This is a genomic window from Galbibacter orientalis DSM 19592 (assembly GCF_000260115.1).
Lineage (GTDB): Bacteria > Bacteroidota > Bacteroidia > Flavobacteriales > Flavobacteriaceae > Galbibacter > Galbibacter orientalis.
This window is the reverse complement of the sequence record NZ_JH651379.1, coordinates 2,273,466-2,292,333: the sequence shown is the minus strand read 5'-3', so window position 1 is coordinate 2,292,333 and position 18,868 is coordinate 2,273,466. Positions and strand designations below refer to the sequence as shown.

General features: G+C 34.8%; 14 protein-coding genes. 6 read left to right on the top strand and 8 right to left on the bottom strand.

All coding sequences use genetic code 11. The features are described 5' to 3' along the window. The first annotated feature begins 52 nt into the window (after positions 1-52). Positions 53-337, top strand: a complete 285-nt coding sequence (locus tag JOOMADRAFT_RS10140) for a DUF6520 family protein (RefSeq protein ID WP_008613048.1) — start codon at positions 53-55, stop codon at positions 335-337. A 59-nt stretch (positions 338-396) separates the two neighbouring features. On the opposite strand, the gene JOOMADRAFT_RS19690 is transcribed toward JOOMADRAFT_RS10140, so the two are convergent. From JOOMADRAFT_RS19690 to JOOMADRAFT_RS10125, 3 genes are all read right to left on the bottom strand, one after another. Beyond that, positions 397-2,877 carry an alpha/beta hydrolase family protein gene (locus JOOMADRAFT_RS19690; RefSeq protein WP_157136672.1) on the bottom strand — a complete coding sequence of 827 codons (2,481 nt, stop codon included), beginning with the start codon at positions 2,875-2,877 and terminating at the stop codon, positions 397-399. A gap of 122 nt (positions 2,878-2,999) precedes the next feature. Further along, positions 3,000-4,412 carry a RagB/SusD family nutrient uptake outer membrane protein gene (locus JOOMADRAFT_RS10130; protein ID WP_008613035.1) on the bottom strand — a complete coding sequence of 471 codons (1,413 nt, stop codon included), beginning with the start codon at positions 4,410-4,412 and terminating at the stop codon, positions 3,000-3,002. Positions 4,413-4,424: 12 nt separating this feature from the next. Further along, the gene (locus JOOMADRAFT_RS10125; RefSeq protein WP_008613034.1) at positions 4,425-7,457 is read right to left on the bottom strand and encodes a SusC/RagA family TonB-linked outer membrane protein; all 3,033 of its coding nucleotides are present in this window, start codon (positions 7,455-7,457) and stop codon (positions 4,425-4,427) included. A gap of 822 nt (positions 7,458-8,279) precedes the next feature. Here JOOMADRAFT_RS10125 and JOOMADRAFT_RS10120 point away from each other — a divergent pair. From JOOMADRAFT_RS10120 to JOOMADRAFT_RS10105, 4 genes are all read left to right on the top strand, one after another. Beyond that, on the top strand, positions 8,280-8,711 hold the full coding sequence (locus JOOMADRAFT_RS10120) for a helix-turn-helix domain-containing protein (RefSeq protein WP_008613033.1): 432 nt from the start codon (positions 8,280-8,282) through the stop codon (positions 8,709-8,711). A 699-nt stretch (positions 8,712-9,410) separates the two neighbouring features. After that, the gene (purD, locus tag JOOMADRAFT_RS10115) at positions 9,411-10,682 is read left to right on the top strand and encodes a phosphoribosylamine--glycine ligase (RefSeq protein WP_008613032.1); all 1,272 of its coding nucleotides are present in this window, start codon (positions 9,411-9,413) and stop codon (positions 10,680-10,682) included. A gap of 284 nt (positions 10,683-10,966) precedes the next feature. Beyond that, entirely contained in the window at positions 10,967-12,277 is a 1,311-nt protein-coding gene (locus JOOMADRAFT_RS10110) for a hypothetical protein (RefSeq protein ID WP_008613031.1), read from the top strand. Positions 12,278-12,288: 11 nt separating this feature from the next. Further along, positions 12,289-12,711 carry a secondary thiamine-phosphate synthase enzyme YjbQ gene (locus JOOMADRAFT_RS10105; RefSeq protein WP_008613029.1) on the top strand — a complete coding sequence of 141 codons (423 nt, stop codon included), beginning with the start codon at positions 12,289-12,291 and terminating at the stop codon, positions 12,709-12,711. Between the two features lie 73 nt (positions 12,712-12,784). On the opposite strand, the gene JOOMADRAFT_RS10100 is transcribed toward JOOMADRAFT_RS10105, so the two are convergent. Continuing rightward, positions 12,785-13,618, bottom strand: a complete 834-nt coding sequence (locus JOOMADRAFT_RS10100) for a Cof-type HAD-IIB family hydrolase (RefSeq protein WP_008613028.1) — start codon at positions 13,616-13,618, stop codon at positions 12,785-12,787. Positions 13,619-13,782: 164 nt separating this feature from the next. Here JOOMADRAFT_RS10100 and JOOMADRAFT_RS10095 point away from each other — a divergent pair, with 164 nt between their 5' ends. After that, positions 13,783-14,892, top strand: a complete 1,110-nt coding sequence (locus JOOMADRAFT_RS10095) for a hypothetical protein (RefSeq protein ID WP_008613026.1) — start codon at positions 13,783-13,785, stop codon at positions 14,890-14,892. Positions 14,893-15,040: 148 nt separating this feature from the next. Here JOOMADRAFT_RS10095 and rplT read toward each other — a convergent pair whose 3' ends face one another. The 4 genes from rplT to thrS all read right to left on the bottom strand — a co-directional run bounded on the left by rplT (position 15,041) and on the right by thrS (position 18,296). Next, entirely contained in the window at positions 15,041-15,385 is a 345-nt protein-coding gene (gene rplT / locus JOOMADRAFT_RS10090; protein ID WP_008613024.1) for a 50S ribosomal protein L20, read from the bottom strand. 118 nt (positions 15,386-15,503) lie between these two features. Next, complete coding sequence (gene rpmI / locus JOOMADRAFT_RS10085) at positions 15,504-15,701, bottom strand: 50S ribosomal protein L35 (protein WP_008613022.1); 198 nt, start codon at positions 15,699-15,701, stop codon at positions 15,504-15,506. A gap of 71 nt (positions 15,702-15,772) precedes the next feature. Continuing rightward, positions 15,773-16,285, bottom strand: a complete 513-nt coding sequence (gene infC / locus JOOMADRAFT_RS10080; RefSeq protein WP_245547707.1) for a translation initiation factor IF-3 — start codon at positions 16,283-16,285, stop codon at positions 15,773-15,775. Between the two features lie 70 nt (positions 16,286-16,355). Then, positions 16,356-18,296, bottom strand: a complete 1,941-nt coding sequence (gene thrS / locus JOOMADRAFT_RS10075; protein WP_008613017.1) for a threonine--tRNA ligase — start codon at positions 18,294-18,296, stop codon at positions 16,356-16,358. Positions 18,297-18,868: the final 572 nt, after the last annotated feature.

The following is an 18,868-nucleotide window of genomic DNA, read 5'->3' as shown; positions in this document are numbered from 1 at the left end:
AAGATCGAAAACCTGTAAAAAAGAGTAGATCATAACTTTAAATACAAAAAATATGAAAACAATTTCAAGAAAATGGTTGCCGGCTTTTATTTTTGCCATAGCAACCATCGGAGCCTTTTCAACACATGCAATGAGTTTAAAGGCTAAAGACGCAGCAATTGTTCAGGGGCATATTAAATTAAATCCCGCAGGAACATCATGCCAACAAGCAGATGATTGTTCAACTGTAGAAACAGATTATATTTGTACAGTCAATTATGAAGAAGATGGTACCCCACTATTTTTAGAAGAGGGGAATCAATGTACTGTTCAACTTTATAGACCTGAACAACCATAGATTCTAAAAAAAATAGGGTGGCTCTAAAATGAGCCACCCTATTTACTTTAATTCATCACTTACGGCATCCAATCGTATTTTATCCCATCTTTCAAATAATATGCAAACCATTGCTCGGTCTTTATAGTAATATCTTTTTGACTTTCAGGACGCCCTAGGACGTGCCCTTCTTGAGGGTATAAAAGTAAACTGTTTGGTTTTCCTAGCCTTTTCATGGCCAAATGAAAGGATATACTCTGATGGTAATTCACATGATAATCCTCTTTACCCGACCACAATAAAAAAGGTGTATGAATTTTGGTGGCATGATATATAGGAGAGTTATCCAAATATCCTTGGTAATCCTCAAATAAAGAAACTCCCATGCGGTGTTGAAAATGTTCATACATATCATAACTAAGTAGAATCCGATCCTGAAGACCTAAATACCCCCGTACCATATCGGTTACACCAGCACTGGCAATAGCAGTAGCAAAAAAATCAGTTTGAGTTATGGTAAACAACGTTTCAAACCCTCCATATGAGTGTCCTATCAACCCAATTCTATCAGGATCAATAGAAGCTTCCTTCAATGCAGCTTTGGTACCTGATATAATACAATCTGCTGCTGAAAAGCCAGGTTCCCCTATGGTATAAGAAATATCTGGTAGAAATACAAAATAACCATTGTTAACATAATTTTTACTATTAAATCCTGAGCCATTGTACATGGTAGGATTTACATATTGAAAACGCTTATATCCCTGTTTTTCATAAACACGTACAATCATGGGATATAGTGAATCCTTCTTATAGTCCGTCGGAAAACGAAGAATTCCTGAGAGTAAGACACCATCCTTATTGCGATAAAAAATCTTTTTGGAGCGCCCTTGTTTATAATTCTTATAATGAGGATTGCTCTGAAACAATGTTTGTAAACGATCTGAACTCAGGTCATAAATCATTAATTTAGAGGGCTGGTCGTTACGCTCCATTCTAAAACTAAAGTATCGTTCATCTTCAGATAGAAATGGATCACGAACATAATTTTCACTAAGACTTATATCTTGTAGTTTTTTTTGCGGTCTTAATATCGCATAACCCATACTATCCCCTTTTTTTACAGAGAATATCAACGATTGAGTTTGTCGATTAAAATATAATGATTGAGGTCGTTTTTGGTAAACAGTAGGCTTGGTAAGTACATGATAATGAACTCCCTTTTTCCTCCCATTCGTTAAAGACTTCACCTCTCCATTTCCAATAGGAACTTCCCACAAATCGTAACTTCCCTGCATAAATAAAGCATCTTCATCTTTGCTCCATAATAACGGAGTTAATTCATCATAATCAATTAATTGAGTATTTTCAAATTTCTTACATAAATTAACATGAACATCTGTTTTAGAATCGTAAAGCCACCACCCCTTTTCTCTGAAGTATTGAATATAACGTCCAGAGGGGCTAAAGGAAACTTTTGATGTTTCATGCAGCTGACGTTTTAAAAACAATGTTTTCCTCTCCTTTTTCAAATCTGCTATATAAAGGTCAATGGGTGGCTTCGACATGGATTGAGGTTGATAAGTTGCCGGATTGTACAGCAAGGCTAAAGATGCATCTTTATTAATAAGCGACTGAGGATAAAGTGTATCAGTAACCTTAATAAAACGATTGGTTTTTAAATCCCATATCCCTAACTTGGCTGTATTTTGCCAATGCATCCTATAAGTCATCCCTTTATAGATATATGGATCACCGGCTTTCCAGACCTCTGGAAGCTCCTTCATTTCGACAGGTTGTTTGCGTTTAAAAGCAAATAATATCCTATTGTCATCTGGGGTAATCCTTAGCGGCAAAACCCATGTGCTTACCAACTTCTTATCACTTGGAAAACCACCCCAATTGTTCAAATCTATACGCATCATCTTTTCCTTAGTTATCTTATAGAAGCATAGCTCCCCTGCATCTCCATATTCTCCTTCTGATTCACTAGAAGCCATCGAAAAGGCCACACCATCTCCCGCTGCATTCCATGTGAGTTCGACAACTTTGCGAGAAGAATTCTCCAATAAGACAACCTCTTTAAGCGTTTTGTTTAAAAATATCAAGGTTAGTTGATTCTCTGTAGATTCACGGCTCATAATTGCAATGGCATTGGATTTTGGATTATGGGAATAGTCATAAACATTAAAAAAAAATGCGTTTTTACCATTTGAAAGATTTCTAATAATCAGTTCCTTCTTTTGTTTATGATACATCATAAGGTAATCCTCATTTAAACTTACTTCTACTTTATCTGCATTCATTTTTTCCATTCTTCCCGATGCCAGATGTAGTATTTGATACCTCCCATTCGCACAATGTCCAATAACTATCTTATTTCCAACATAAGCTAACTGACCGCAATCTTCAATTGCGTAAAGCCTATCTCCCATTATTTCTTTTACAAATAATGAATCTGGTTGATCTGTATAAGACTTTTTAAATAATACCCATTTCCCCTCTGAAGCAAATCCTAAAGAGTTAAAACGATACCATTTATCATAATCTTTTGGGGTCATGGTTTTACGATTACTTTGTGCACATAAAGGCATAACACAAAGAAGTCCTATCCATACTAAACCCCATAAAAGGTTGCAATTATGATGAAAGAAATTGATCGATTTTATATTTAGTCTTCTCATCAATATCCTTTATTTTGCGGTTCTAAATTTGGATTTATCAAGAGTTCATCCTCTGGTAATGGTAATATTCTGTCTGTTGTATTCCAACCTGGTTTAACTCCTAAAACAGTATCCAGCTGTTCTATACGCTTTAAATCAAAAAAGCGATGTCCTAATTCTGTAAAGTATTCATGCCTACGTTCCTCTAAGATAAGTTTCAATAAGGTAGCTTTATCAGTAACACCAACTTCGGAAAGTCCTGCGCGATTTCTTATTTTATTTAGGTCAGACACCCCTCCCTCTATGTCGCCGTTTTGTACACGTGCTTCGCTCCTTATCAAATATTGTTCAGCCAATCGAAAAATGACACTATACTCTCTTGAGACATCCGTCCCACCTTGCTCTTTATATTTATATGCATAATACCAAGTAGTTTCCCCATCCGATAATCCCTTAATCCAACCATCCAATCTCAAATCATTAGCTTCAAAACTGGCTACAAGCTCAGGATTCAAGGCTACGTTTCCCGGAGGTACTGAAAAGAATATAAAAGCTTGCCCTTCATTGGTGTTTTGTCCTTCAAATTCAGGAGACCATTGCCAAATAGTTGTAGTATTATCTTTTAAAAACAAGGTATTTAAATTTGTGTTCCATGTATATGTACCTGTATTGTTTATGCAATACGAAGCTGCCTGAGCAGCAGCCTCCCATTGATCTGTATATAAATATATTCTTGCCATAAGTGCTTTAACTACGCCTCTATTTGGACGGGTACGATTTGGATTTACATATTCCAAACCTAATAAGCCTTCAGCTACTTTTAAATCCTCCAGTACATTTAAATACAACTGATCAACAGGAATTTTAACCACCTTAGCATTCTCTGAATAATTAGTGGTCGTTACATAAGGGACTGCTCCATAAAGTTGCGCCAAGTAAAAATGAAGGTATGCTCTTACAAATAAAGCTTCCCCTTTTAACTGATTGCAATCACTTGTAGAAAGTTGTTTTGAATTCTCAACACGTTCTAGAATTGAGTTTGCACTATAAATTAAATTATAGGCAGTATTCCACCAGCTTTTGATGGTACCATTGGAAGAAATTACCGTATTTTTATTAAAATCCTCGGTGTCAGAAGCCATACTACCGTAATAATCCAATTCATCTGCATAATTCCCCATCTGATAACTTAAATCACTTACCATACTACCATCACGCATTTCAGCATATATGGAAGCCATGGCTGCATTAGCAGAAGAAATATCGGTAAAGATATCATCAGCATTGAGTTGCGATGAAGGAAGTTCTACCTCCACAAAATCTGAACAAGACAGCAAAAATGTACTGCAGCATACAAATATTAGCAGGCTTCGAAACCAAAGATTCCCATTTGTTTTTTTATTTTTTAAAACTGTTGTTATATATTTTTTCATGATTTTATTAATTTAAAAATGGAGTTGTATCCCTGTGGTGAGTGCTTGTAATGGTGGTAAACTATTTGTGAAATTAGCTTCTGGATCTAATCCCTCATAATCTGTAAAAGTCAATAGATTTTGTCCCTTTAAAACAATACTGCAAGTAACCCCATGCAAGATATTCCTCGGTAATTGATAAGAAATAGCTATGTTCTTAAGTCTAATAAAGGAGGCATCATCCAATACAGCATTACTTTGGGAATAATTCAAATACCTTGATCTAAGTTCAGAATTAGCCCCTGAAGAATAGGGCTGAAAGGTTGCGATGTCTCCTGGTTGCTTCCAACGATCCTGTAATAGGTTTAATTGATTCCCCATTCTTCCAGCCATTCCCATTGAATGTTCACCGGTATAACGATCTTGTTTAACAAATTGAAAAAGAAAGTCTACGGATAATCCTTTATAACGAATACTATTTTGGATTCCACCAAAAAAGTCAGGATCAAATCGTATGATAGCTTCCCGATCATTTTCACGTGTTAATAAATCATCGTCGTTAAAATCTTTAAATTGATACAGTCCCGTTTGAGAGTCCAAGCCCTCATACTGATATACCTTACTGATATTTAAAGGTTCTCCTATAACATAGCTATTGCTATAGGTGGAGGTTTCTAATCCTGGAAAAGAGACCAGTCGGTTACGGTTAACACTTAGATTAAATGTAGTACTCCATGAAAAATCTTCGTTTTTAAATTGTTCGGAACGTAATGTAAACTCCCATCCTTTATTTTCTATAGTAGCATTTAAATTAGCCTGAATAGAAGAAAAACCTGTTGTTCCCGGAAGTGGTATTCCTACCAACTGATTCGAAGAACGGTTCTTAAAATAAGCAACCGTTAAAAAGAGTCGATCTTTTATAAATCCTGTTTCCATGGCTACCTCTAACTTTTTGTTTTCTTCCCAGCTAAAAGAAGGATTAAAAAGCCTTGAGGGTTCCATAACGGCTATTCCATTGTAACTATTTCCGCTAATGGTATACGTATCCAAATACTGATAATCACCTATCTGATCATTTCCTGTTGTCCCATAGCTCGCTCTTAATTTTCCATAACTTAAAAAATTTAAGTTTTCTAACCAGGATTCCTCTGAAAACAACCATGCAATACCTATTGCACCAAAATTGGCAAATTGGCGACCAGGACCAAAACGAGAAGATCCATCTCGTCTCCCTGTTATGTTTATAAAATAACGATTAAAAAGGGAAGTATTCAATCGTCCAAATATGGCATTGTATTTATATTTAGTCTGATCATCCGTGGCAATATTAATAAACGAAGCAGCAGTCATATTTCCTAATAGGCTGTTACTGGCATACCCACTAGTACTATGCACTAATTGTGAAGAAACTTGTTTTTGAAATGTCCCTCCAACTAATAACTGCGTTTTAAATGCCGAAAATTCTTTTTTATAAGATACTTGTGGTTCGACAATCCAAGAATTAAAATGTACCTGATTTTTGTAGGCATTCGAAAACTCACTGGTAATTTCATATGCTGGATCATATACAGTAGATGGGCGAAGCATTTGATCAAAAAACTGATTATTAGTATAACCCAAACTGGTTTTAAACTCCAACCCATCAATAGGTTCATAAGAAAGTAACAGATTTGATATAAGGCTATTCGTTTTTGATTCATAGGAGGTTTCAAATACACTATATGGATTCTCCCAACTACTATTTTCCCAATTCAGAGTCCCATCCTCCTGATACAATGCCGGAGCATTAGGAGCTAATTGGTAGATGTCTGTCATAAATGACAACCCCGGTAAGTTGTTATTTTGAATTGTATAACCAGCAGTTAAATGTACCTTAAACTTTTCATCACGGGTACTGTGATTGATACTACTGTTAAGTCCAAACTTATTATACGCATAATCTCCTGGATATACAGTGGTTTCCTTATGGTAATTCCCATTCACTAAAAATTGAGTGTGCTCACTCCCCCCTGACACGGAACCTGTCGCATCTATAATATCAGAGGTTCCCCCTATTAATACTTCTTGCCAGTCCGTATAACGGTTTTGATCCCATGTTCCATTTACATCGTAAGCATTGGCAGGATATGTTATTATACCATCATTGGCATAAGCTTCCCGTCTCATCTCCAGATAGGTATTGGTATCCATAAGGTCCATGAAATTAGCAACCCTTCCCAATCCATAGGTGTATCCTATCTGAAACCGGGTTTTACCAGCAACTCCTTTTTTTGTTGTAATTAATACCACCCCATTCGCTCCACGTGAGCCATAAATAGCCGTAGCATCGGCATCTTTTAACACCTCGATACTTGCTATGGACGTAGGGTCGATATTATTTAAAGGGTTAATAATTCCAGGTACTGCCTCTCCGGTATAGAAACTCTCCATAGACTGGGTTGTAAAAGGAACACCATCCACAATATACAAAGGCATATTCCCATCCGATCGCAAGCTATTTTGCCCCCTTATCTGAATTTGAAAACCACTACCAGGTACCCCCGAGTCTTGTGTGATATACACTCCCGGCATTCGTCCTTGCATAGTAGCAAGAACATTGGTAACGGGTTGCTCTTCAATATCAGCAGCAGAGATGCTTGAAATACTTCCAGTGCGCTCTCGCTCCTTTACAGAATAATATCCTGCATTGACCGTCACCGCTCCAAGATCAGTCACATCTTCCTCTAATACAAGGGAAAGTTCCTCCGAGCTTCCCACTATAACCTCTAGTTTCTTAAATCCGATATAGCTTAATATCAAAACATCGGTAGGAGTGGCCTCCAGATAAAAGACACCCTCATTGTTTGTGAAAGTTCCGGTTGAAGTGCCTTTTAAACGAACCGAAGCTCCCTGAACCGGAGTTCCGTCCGAATCAGTAACCACTCCCTTAATCCGATGTTGATAAGCAGCTAAATCAAAAAAATTAACACCCCTGACATTCCCAAACAAGGAATACGTTCCAATAGAAAAGATAAGCAGGGTAAATAATAGGATACACTTATCTCTTATAATATATCTTTTTTGCATAATTTTGAGTTGTTATAATAAAACTTCGGTTTTGTTAGAATAGACCCTTTATCTTCTCTATATTTCTAAGGGGTCTTTTTGAAATTCACGCTTACCCTTACGCATAGATATGCCTATAGCCATTACCCATAATAAAATTATTGGTAAGACAGGTTCTATGGTAAGAACAGCCTTAAGGTCTAAACCATCGTTTCGTTACATGGCCGGATGCCATGATCATGTGTAGTCGTTAATTATGAGAGAAAAAAGTATTGAAGTACCGAGGCATCCGCATCGCTTAGCCACTTATTATTGATAATAAGTTTTGGCAAGCGACTACTGAGCCTAAATTATATCGTCACTCCCATAACAATAATGTCCTAAATTGGACATTTTGGTTTTTTAGGAAATAGGATAAAATACACCGTAAACGCAACATTATACTGCGCCTTGATAATCAAGTTTTTTGGTTGGTGCTTCATCCTATTTTTTATCTAATTGCAACAATCCAATTAAAATGAAGAAACCAATGCTAAGAAAAGTTGAAAAGACTACTGTATAAAAAAGGACGTAGAGCTCAACTTATCGACTAGAGGTACTGGTATACCACGCAACAATAAGAGAGCCCACGTCCGCGGCCGTGAGCATTCTGCTTATTATCTCGTTGCATAAAAATTACCAGTTTTCTAGTCGAGACTCAAAGCAATTGCTTCTAATATTTTTCTATTTGAAGAATTGCAAATATATGTTATATAAACAAATATAGTAAATTATTATTACACTCTTATAGGTATGTGATAAAAATTATAATATTTCATTCCTTACATGCCAATTTAACAAGGTATGGTTATTGAAATCATTATTTCCGAATTTGATTTTAAAGTAATTCGAAAATTAAGAGAAAAAAGAATTTTAGAGGATTTAACTCAAGAAGACCTATCTGCGAAGGTTGGTGTTTCGGAAAGTTTTTTTGGGAATATAGAAAACCCTAAACAACCACAAAAACTCAATATGAGAATGTTTGCAAGAGTGGCTAAAGCTCTTGAAATAAAATCTTATTTAGAGTTATTACCTGAAGAAATAGTCACTAATGACCTTGTGAAAATCAGATTGAAACTATTAAAAATAAATAAAAGGAAAGAAAAGGACGAAAACGGAAAGCCTGTTAAAAATATGAAGATTATTTCCATAAAGGCTATGAGCGATAAAGAAATTTCCGAATACACTGCGTCAAATGAAAAAAATAAGTTTTTGAGGATAATATCAAAGCATTAGTTTGTCTATTTGACTTAATACACTCGCGCATAAAATAATGATAGGAGTTTAGGAGTTAAAAAATATTACCTTTAGGAAGTTTTTGTTTAATTCTTTTAAAAAAACTTATTTGTAACAGTACAAAAGTTTTCTTCCTACAAGGAAGAAAAAGCCTCATTAAATATTTTTTATTAAATTCTAAAATGGCAGAAAAGATATTAGAGAATATATAAAACGATTAAATAGCGGAAAGGCAGGCGAATCCATTTTTATCGGCAGATTAGTCCGAATGTATATGTTACCAAGCTATGGACTGAACAGCCTGAAATTAAGGTCAGTGAGCTATTTGAAGGGATCGAAGATAATTTGAAAAAGAAGTGATCTTAAAAGCAAGTCAATTATTAGAATTGACTTTTTTGTTATAAGTTATTATGGGTTTCCGTAATTTGGGTTTCAATATTTCATGGACTATCCTATTTTTAGCATTCTTAAGTTGTAGTTTGAACGTTTTTTATCGATAAAAAAGATGAATAGCAAGAGTTATTTAGGAAGTTATTGTTAAAAAGTAAAAGTACAACCATAGAAGAAGCTAAAGAACAAAGAACGTAGCGTTTTAGCTTTTGTAAAAAACAAATAAACTTTTCATTCATAAATTATGTTTTTGCCTCTACTGAATGTACCTTTGGAACTTTAATACAAAGACTATTAAATTCAGTAAAAATGAACATCCTTATACTCGGTTCTGGCGGTAGAGAACATACATTCGCATGGAAAATTGCGCAAAGCAAAAAACTAACTAATCTTTTTGTGGCTCCAGGTAATGCTGGAACCGCTAAAATAGCTACCAATGTGGAAATTTCGGTAACCGATTTTCCCGCTATTAAAAAATTAGTGCTGGCGGAGAATATTGAAATGGTAGTAGTAGGCCCAGAAGATCCATTAGTACAAGGGGTTCATGACTTTTTCTTGAAAGATGATGAATTAAAAAATATTCCTGTAATAGGCCCAGAAAAAAAAGGAGCTATTCTAGAAGGAAGCAAAGAGTTTGCTAAAGAATTTATGGCGCGCCATAATGTACCTACTGCAGCTTATCAAAGTTTTACTTCCGAGAGTTTAGAAGCAGGATATGCTTTCTTAGAAACTTTAAATCCGCCGTATGTTTTAAAAGCAGATGGATTAGCCGCTGGGAAAGGGGTTTTAATTTTAGACGATATAGAAGAAGCAAAAGCAGAACTTAAAAGCATGTTGGTAGATGCTAAATTCGGAAATGCTAGTGCTAAAGTGGTTATTGAAGAATTTTTAAGCGGGATAGAGCTTAGTGTTTTTGTTTTAACAGACGGTAAGAATTATATAACACTTCCTACAGCAAAAGATTATAAGCGTATAGGGGAAGGAGATACTGGTTTAAACACGGGTGGAATGGGAGCAATCTCACCAGTGCCGTTTGCAGATGCTACCTTTATGCAAAAGATAGAAGACCGTATTGTAAAACCTACTATTGAAGGTTTTCAAAAAGACGAAATACCGTACAAAGGTTTTGTATTTATCGGACTCATAAAAGTAGGGGAGGAACCCTATGTTATTGAGTATAATGTACGTATGGGGGATCCAGAAACCGAGGTGGTTTTACCTCGTGTAAAGAATGATATGGTGGAGCTTCTACAAGCTACAGCAAATGGAACTTTAAATACTATTAAGTTAGATTTAGACGATAGAACTGCAACTACAATTGTAGCAGTTTCTGGTGGATATCCTGAAGCATACGAAAAAGGAAAAGTAATTACAGGTTTTGAAAATGTTGAAGATTCAATAGTTTTTCATGCAGGAACTCAGTTGAAGGATGATGAGGTTGTTTCGTCTGGTGGGCGTGTGTTGGCTGTAACTTCTTTCGGAAATGATTTTAAAGAAGCCTTGAAAACTTCTTACAAAAGCATGGAGAAAATAGCTTTCGATAAAATGAACTACAGAAAAGACTTAGGTTTCGATTTATAATTGTATTTTTCAGTTAGAATATGGTAATGTTTATCATTATAGTCCGATAAAAATGAGTATAAATACTGAAAAGTATACTAATTTTAAGGATTATAAGACATTTTTAGGAATCCCTCTGTTATATAAAAAATAGAAACGGAAAGCATAATTTAAAAAGTGGTTCTCTATGAGCTAAAGATTTTATGGTAATTACAATATAGTCTTTCCTTTTTTTTCTTACAGCGAAGTGGTCTTGTATCTTTGTCTAGACATTACAGAATGTTTATATGAAACTGAAAGATTTAATGGTATTACCTAAATTTAAAATATATAAAACCAAAAAAGAGTATTCCATTCAGAAATGGGTGCTCTTTTTTTTGTTGCTATTTACTATACAATTTTCCTTTGCGTCCTATATTCTAATCCCAATGGATGTAGAAACTCAAGAAAATCATTTAAAAGCCTACGGAATAACCTATTGGGTATTGGCAAAAAATGAAAAAGTAAATTGGCTACTAAATTATCGTGGAGGTTCTTTTTTACTAAAGGATTCAGAAGAAATAAGAAAAGAATGTCAAATTCGAGGGGTTTCTTTTGAAGTTCTTTCTGATGCTAAAACAGCGCAAATTTTAGATGAAATTAGTAGTCCCTCTAAAAACCAAGAGGCGGTTATTTTAGAAAAAGCCCCTAAAATTGCAGTATATTCCCCAAAAGGGAGTCAGCCATGGGATGATGCCGTAACAATGGTACTTACCTATGCAGAAATTCCTTATGATGTTGTTTATGACACTGAGGTACTTGAAGGGGAGCTTTTGCTGTATGATTGGTTGCATTTACACCATGAAGATTTTACTGGACAGTTTGGGAAATTTTATGGTGCTTACCGCGCTACACCTTGGTATATTAACGACAAAAAAGAAGCTGAAGCCTTGGCTGCTAAGCTAGGTTATGAAAAAGTTTCTAAAGAAAAATTGGCGGTAGCTACCAGTATAAGCGATTATGTTATTGGGGGGGGCTTTATGTTTGCAATGTGTTCTGCTACCGATAGTTTTGATATTGCTTTGGCAGCTTCAGATACCGATATTTGTGAACCTATGTTTGATGGCGACCCTTCCGCACCAAATTATCAATCGCATCTCGATTTTTCTAAAACCTTTGCTTTTCGAGATTTTATCTTGGAAAGAAATCCTTTGGAATACGAGTTTTCATCAATTGATATGACCGCAAAAAGAAAAACTGTTCAGAAGGAAACAGACTATTTTACATTGATGGAGTTTTCAGCAAAATGGGATCCTATTCCTACCATGCTTTGTCAAAATCATACCGCGCTGGTAAAAGGTTTTATGGGGCAAACTACTGCTTATGACCCAAATACAATCCGTTCTACAGTTTTAACTTTAGCAGAAAATAAGGTAAATGGAGAGGCTCGATACATTCATGGAATAAAAGGAAAAGGCTTTTTTACTTTCTATGGAGGTCATGATCCAGAAGATTATCAACATAGAGTAGGAGACCCTAAGACGGAATTGGAATTACATCCCAACTCTCCTGGTTACCGACTTATTTTAAACAATGTTTTGTTTCCAGCAGCAAAAAAGAAAAAGCAAAAAACATAATTATCTACTTCATGATTTTTTTACAAACTGAAATAAAATTGAAAGCTAGAAAAAGAGGTTTTCATATTATTACTGATGAGGTTTTACAGGCAATTCCAGACATAAAAAAAGTTAATATCGGACAATTACAGGTGTTTATAAAACATACGTCTGCTAGTTTAACTATAAATGAAAATGCCGATCCTTCCGTACGGACAGATTTTGAAAGTCATATTAATAAAATGGTGCCAGAAAATGCACCTTATTATATCCATACTTATGAGGGTGCCGATGATATGCCAGCACATATAAAAGCATCTTTAATGGGAGCTTCTGTACAAATTCCTATTTCTAATGGACGCTTAAATCTCGGTATTTGGCAAGGAATTTATTTATGCGAACATCGAGATTTTGGCGGCTCAAGATCTGTGGTCATTACTGCTTTCGGAAATTAATCCCTCATAGAGGGTTCAATTGACCGACGTTTTGCGTTGAAATGAATTGTTTTTTTTTGAATACCTCATGAGGCTAGCCCTTAGGTAGTTGATTTTGAATTTTTTGTTTGGCAACAATTAACTTATCTAAAATATACTCAACACCATTCTCATCATTACTTTTTGTTTGATAATTGGCAGCCTTTGTTACATTTGGATGTGCGTTTTCCATAGAAAAACTAAAATCAGCAAGTGCCAACATCTCAAGGTCGTTGTTGTAATCTCCAAAAACCATCGTTTCTGCCTTTGAAATTCCTAATCTATCTTGAAGCATTTTTAATGCATATCCTTTATTTGCATTTGGATGGGATAAATCTAACCAGTTTTTCCCAGATACTTTTACTTGTAAATTGTTTTCCAAATGTTTTACAGATGGGTAAATATGATCTTCAGAACTTTCAAAATGATATACTGCAATCTTTACAAAATCATCTTTGCTAACTTTTGTTAAATCATCTACTACTTCATAAGCAGCGTAATATTCGTTAAATAATTTTGTAAAAGTAGCATCTTTGGTTTCAATATAAGACGATTTCTTTCCGCATAAAACAACAAATACATCTTCAATTCCTCTTAAAAGCTCAATAATTTCATTGGTACTTTCTTCGGGTAAATTGGTAACCAATAATTCTTCGGTACCTTGTTTTGCAATTCCTCCATTTTCAGCAATAATAGTAATATCGTCAACAATAGAATTTAATTTATTAGTAATGCTATTATATTGTCTTCCGCTTGCGGCAACAAAATGGATGTCGTTTTCTTTAAATTTTTTAAATAAGTCAAAAAAGGTGTTGCTAACCTCCCCTTTGCTATTTAAAAGAGTTCCATCCATGTCTGTTACTACTAATCTTACTTTAGATAAATCCATATGCTATAATTATAAGATGCAAAAATAGGGTTTCTTGTCCAACTGTAAGTTAATAGTTTGTTAGGAATTATATTTTCTCTGCAAACATGTATTTCATCGGTAAAAATTGCTTTACAAAGGTGTTTTCTCTATATTCATAGGATTATAATCTAAAACCAGCTATTATGAAAAAAATCCAATTTTTAGCAAGTATTATTTTAGTAAATGTAATTCTTGTATCATGCTCAAAAGAAGAAACTTATGTTGAAGACGAATTAAATGCCGTGTATGCTACAACTTCTTCAGCCAATAAGTATTCTGAATTAATACAAGATAGGAGTGTAAATTTAGATTTGAGCGTAAATGATTTTGCATTCTATGACGATTTATCTCGTGCAGTTGCGCCCTCTGAGTGTAGTACAACAGATTTTGATGCGGCAATTAATGAAACTATAGCAGAAAATCTAGATCAATTAGGAGCGGAATTCTATAGTATTTATAGCGATATTAATTTTTATATGTCATTGGTAGATACAAGTCCTCAATATTTTGGAGAGAATGGGAGGTATACAAACTTGATGAAAAAACGAGTAAGAGAACATGAGAAATTTTGGGATATGCCTAATGAGGTAGCAGTAAAAGGGCAGCATAACAGTAATTTTGAAAATGAAAGTTTGCTGAGAGAAACACTTCCTTTTCTATATGGACCTACCGCAGATATAGATGCGTTAATTGCTGAGATTTCTGCTATTAATGAAGAAAGTACTTTTTTAATAGAAAATCCTTATGTTTCTTTTGATGGTTTTGCAATCAATATTGATAACTTCTTTGGTAAAGGACAAGGAGATATTATTGTTATTAGTGACGGAATAGTTTCTGTTATGGAAAAGGCAGGAATAGATGCTGATATAGTATGGACTGGAATTTTAGCACACGAGTGGGGGCACCAAATCCAATTTAATAATACTTGGGGCTATCCAACAGAAGCAGGAAATATACCAGAGGCTACCCGTTCAACAGAATTAGAAGCCGATTTCTTTGCTGCTTATTTTATGACACATAAAAGAGGAGCTACATACAATTGGAAGCGTGTAGAAGCGTTTTTTGACTTATTTTTTAACATCGGAGATTGTGGTTTTGAAGCAGATGGTCATCATGGTACTCCTTTACAAAGAATGGATGCCGCTCACCGTGGATACTTACTTGCGCAGAGTGCTCAAAAAAAGGGACATATTTTAAGCCCAGAAGCAGTTCATAATGCTTTTGTAGCTGAGTTGCCAACTATTGTAGAGTAATGTATGCTTGCTTAAGTATGAACTCAGAACAGCATTAGTTTAAAGGAATTTTATAAATGCCTTGTTGAAGAAAATTAAACATAAAAAAATCCAGTCTTTTCAAAGACTGGATTTTTTATAATAAGCGGAAAAATATGTTGTTAAACGTTTACTTTACTTTTTCAACAATTGCTTTGAAAGCCTCTGGGTGGTTCATAGCTAAATCGGCTAAAACCTTACGGTTAAGTTCGATATCGTTAGCTTTTACTTTCCCCATAAACTGAGAATAAGACATTCCGTGTAATCTAGCACCCGCATTAATACGAGTAATCCACAAAGCGCGGAAAGTTCTTTTCTTATTTCTACGGTCTCTGTATGAGTAAGACATTGCTTTCTCAACCGCATTCTTGGCAACCGTCCAAACGTTTTTACGTCTACCGTAGTAGCCTTTTGCTTGCTTCAACACTTTTTTTCTTCGTGCTCTTGAAGCTACTGAATTTACTGATCTTGGCATAATTTTTAATTTTTTGTAGCAGGCGATTCTATAATTCAGAACATAAATTCAGAATTCAGAATTCTTTTAAAAGCCTAACTCCAGGGTTAAACAATTTTAATTGAACCGAAAGAACAATTTACTTTAAACGTAATTGTTCTTTGATATTATTCTCATCTGCTTTATCTACTAAACCAGAATGAGTTAATGCAAGCTTACGCTTTTTAGACTTCTTTGTTAAGATGTGACTTTTAAAAGCGTGCTTTCTTTTAATTTTACCTGTACCTGTAAGCTTAAAACGCTTCTTAGCACTGGATTTAGTTTTCATTTTAGGCATAATCCTAATATTTATTTAATTGTTCCGCTTATTATTTTTTTTATTCCTTTGGAAAGTATAAAACTTTTACCTTATTTGGTTTTCTTAGGAGCAATGAACATAGTCATACGTTTCCCTTCCAATTTAGGCATTTGTTCTACTTTTCCAATATCTTCTAATTCTGATGCTAACTTAAGCAACAAAATTTCTCCTTTATCCTTATAAACAATAGAACGTCCTTTAAAGAATACATAAGCCTTTAATTTGGCTCCTTCTTTTAAGAATTTCTCTGCGTGTTTCTTTTTGAAATCGTAATCATGGTCGTCTGTATTCGGACCAAAACGAATTTCTTTTACAACCACTTTAGAGGCTTTCGCCTTCATTACCTTTTCTCTCTTTTTTTGCTCGTATAAGAACTTTTTATAGTCCATTATTTTACAAACAGGAGGCTTGGCATTTGGTGAAATCTCAACAAGATCCAAACCTAATTCCTCAGCTTTTACTAAAGCATCTTTGGTTGGATATACACCCATTTCAATATTATCGCCTACCAATCTTACTTCTGGTACACGAATCTCTCTATTGGTTCTGTGCGGATTTTTAATCTCTCTTCTTTGAGCGTTTCTGTTAAATCTTTTAATTGCTATGGCTTATAATTTTTAATTAAACTTTATTTTAAAACTTCTTTAATGTACGATTGATTTCTGAATTTATCAAATCTGAGAACTCATTTATTGTTATAGTACCTATGTCGCCCTCACCATGTTTCCTTACAGAAACCGTACCGTCTTTCTCTTCTTGCTCGCCTATAATTAGCATATACGGAGTTTTTTGCATTTCTGCATCTCGTATTTTCTTGCCAATTGTTTCGTTTCTATTATCTACAAGGGCGCGAATTTCGGCATTTTCCAATAAATTTAAAACTTTTTCGGCATATTTTTCATATTTCTCACTGATAGACAATATAATAGCCTGCTCAGGCATTAGCCACAGAGGGAAGTTCCCTGCTGTGTGCTCTAATAAAATTGCAATAAAACGTTCCAAACTTCCAAAAGGCGCTCGATGTATCATTACAGGTCTGTGTAATTTGTCATCACTTCCTTTGTAATTAAGGTCAAAACGCTCTGGTAAATTATAATCTACTTGTATAGTTCCTAGTTGCCAGCTTCTACCTAAAGCATCTTTCACCATAAAATCTAACTTCGGACCATAAAAGGCAGCTTCTCCAGTTTCTATTACATAATTAAGCTCTTTTTCATTAGCGGCATTAATAATAGCAGTTTCCGCTTTTTCCCAATTCTCATCGCTACCAATATATTTTTCTGGATTATCTGGATCGCGTAAAGATACTTGTGCAGTAAAGTTTTCAAATCCTAAAGAACCAAATACATAAAGTACTAAATCGATTACCTTCTTGAACTCTTCGTCTAATTGGTCTGGTGTACAAAATATATGCGCATCATCTTGAGTAAAACCACGAACGCGAGTTAAACCATGTAGTTCTCCACTTTGTTCATATCTATATACGGTACCAAATTCTGCATAACGCTTTGGTAGTTCTTTATAGCTCCAAGGTCTACTATTATATATTTCGCAATGATGCGGACAGTTCATAGGTTTCAACAAAAACTCTTCATCCATTTTAGGAGTTCGAATAGGCTGGAAGCTGTCTTCTCCATATTTAGCATAATGGCCAGAAGTAACATATAATTCTTTCTGTCCAATATGTGGAGAAACTACTTGTTCGTATCCAGCTTTCTTTTGTGCTTTTTTCAAAAAGTTCTCTAAGCGTTCCCTTAGTGCAGCACCTTTAGGAAGCCATAATGGCAATCCTTGCCCTACTTTTTGCGAAAAAGTAAATAGCTCAAGCTCCTTCCCAAGCTTTCTATGATCTCTCTTTTTTGCTTCTTCTAAAAGTTCTAAATATTCTTTTAGTTCTTTTTGCTTCGGAAACGAGATCCCATAGATACGTGTAAGTTGTGGTTTGTTTTCATCACCTCTCCAATAAGCTCCAGCAACCGACAATAATTTTACAGCCTTTACTATTCCAGTATTTGGGATATGGCCACCACGACATAAATCGGTAAACGTATCATGGTCGCAAAAAGTAATGGTTCCGTCTTCAAGGTTTTCTATTAGTTCAACCTTAAATTCATTTCCTTGCTTTTTATAAAAGTCTAAAGCCTCTGTTTTAGTAACAGCACGCATTTTATAATCGTGTTTTCCACGAGCTATTTCAAGCATTTTAGCTTCAATAGTAGGAAAATCTTTTTCGGAAATACTTTGCTCCCCTAAATCAACATCGTAATAAAACCCGTTATCTATAGAAGGTCCAATAGTAAGTTTTACTCCAGGATAAAGTTCCTCAAGCGCCTGCGCCATAATATGAGAAGTAGAATGCCAAAAAGACTGTTTCCCTTCGTCATCATTCCATGTATATAATATAAGACTCCCATCGGTGGTTAAAGGGGTAACCGTTTCAACTTTTGTACCATTAAAATTAGCCGAAATAACATTGCGGGCTAGGCCTTCGCTAATGCTTTTGGCAACATCCATTGGAGTTGTGTTTTTTTCAAACTCCTTAACCGATCCATCGGGTAAAGTAATCTTAATCATTATATATGTTGTTTTTCAGTTTGCAAAGATAAGTCGAAGTCTTCACGCATACAACACTATATATAAGTATGTTTATTTTTTAATAATTGAAAGATTGAAGAAGTCAGAAGTCCGAAGACCGAAGCCGGAAGTATAAGGGGAGAGGCAAGAATAAAGACAAGAGCATATAGATTTTGTATTCTTTATTGAATTTGTAGTTTGCCATTAACCATTAACCATTAACCATTAACTGCAAACTAACTGCTTATTGAAAGAAGTCCGAAGACCGAAGTCAGGAGTCGGAAGTTTGAAGTAGAAAAGGAGACAAGAATAAAGAGAAGAGCATATAGATTTTGCATTCTTTATAGAATTTGTAGTTTGCCATTAACCATTAACCATTAACCATTAACCATAAACTTACTGCAAACAGAAGACTGCCTACTGAATAGCAATCAACTCTTTGTACTTAATACTAAATACAAAGTACTTTTTTTACTGCTTAACCTACGAGTTCTAAGGCGGTTAAGAAATAGTTTTAAAAATACTTAAAAAAAGGTTTGGATAATGGTTAAATAAGTTTCTATATTTGCACC

Bases quoted from the DNA above. Each gene is read 5' to 3' on its own strand.
- rplT (WP_008613024.1), bottom strand. From the start codon at position 15,385: ATGCCAAGATCAGTAAATTCAGTAGCTTCAAGAGCACGAAGAAAAAAA.
- JOOMADRAFT_RS10110 (WP_008613031.1), top strand. From the start codon at position 10,967: ATGGTATTACCTAAATTTAAAATATATAAAACCAAAAAAGAGTATTCC.
- thrS (WP_008613017.1), bottom strand. From the start codon at position 18,296: ATGATTAAGATTACTTTACCCGATGGATCGGTTAAGGAGTTTGAAAAA.
- JOOMADRAFT_RS10100 (WP_008613028.1), bottom strand. From the start codon at position 13,618: ATGGATTTATCTAAAGTAAGATTAGTAGTAACAGACATGGATGGAACT.
- JOOMADRAFT_RS10125 (WP_008613034.1), bottom strand. From the start codon at position 7,457: ATGCAAAAAAGATATATTATAAGAGATAAGTGTATCCTATTATTTACC.
- JOOMADRAFT_RS10095 (WP_008613026.1), top strand. From the start codon at position 13,783: ATGAAAAAAATCCAATTTTTAGCAAGTATTATTTTAGTAAATGTAATT.
- JOOMADRAFT_RS19690 (WP_157136672.1), bottom strand. From the start codon at position 2,877: ATGACCCCAAAAGATTATGATAAATGGTATCGTTTTAACTCTTTAGGA.
- JOOMADRAFT_RS10120 (WP_008613033.1), top strand. From the start codon at position 8,280: ATGGTTATTGAAATCATTATTTCCGAATTTGATTTTAAAGTAATTCGA.
- rpmI (WP_008613022.1), bottom strand. From the start codon at position 15,701: ATGCCTAAAATGAAAACTAAATCCAGTGCTAAGAAGCGTTTTAAGCTT.
- JOOMADRAFT_RS10130 (WP_008613035.1), bottom strand. From the start codon at position 4,412: ATGAAAAAATATATAACAACAGTTTTAAAAAATAAAAAAACAAATGGG.
- purD (WP_008613032.1), top strand. From the start codon at position 9,411: ATGAACATCCTTATACTCGGTTCTGGCGGTAGAGAACATACATTCGCA.
- JOOMADRAFT_RS10105 (WP_008613029.1), top strand. From the start codon at position 12,289: ATGATTTTTTTACAAACTGAAATAAAATTGAAAGCTAGAAAAAGAGGT.
- JOOMADRAFT_RS10140 (WP_008613048.1), top strand. From the start codon at position 53: ATGAAAACAATTTCAAGAAAATGGTTGCCGGCTTTTATTTTTGCCATA.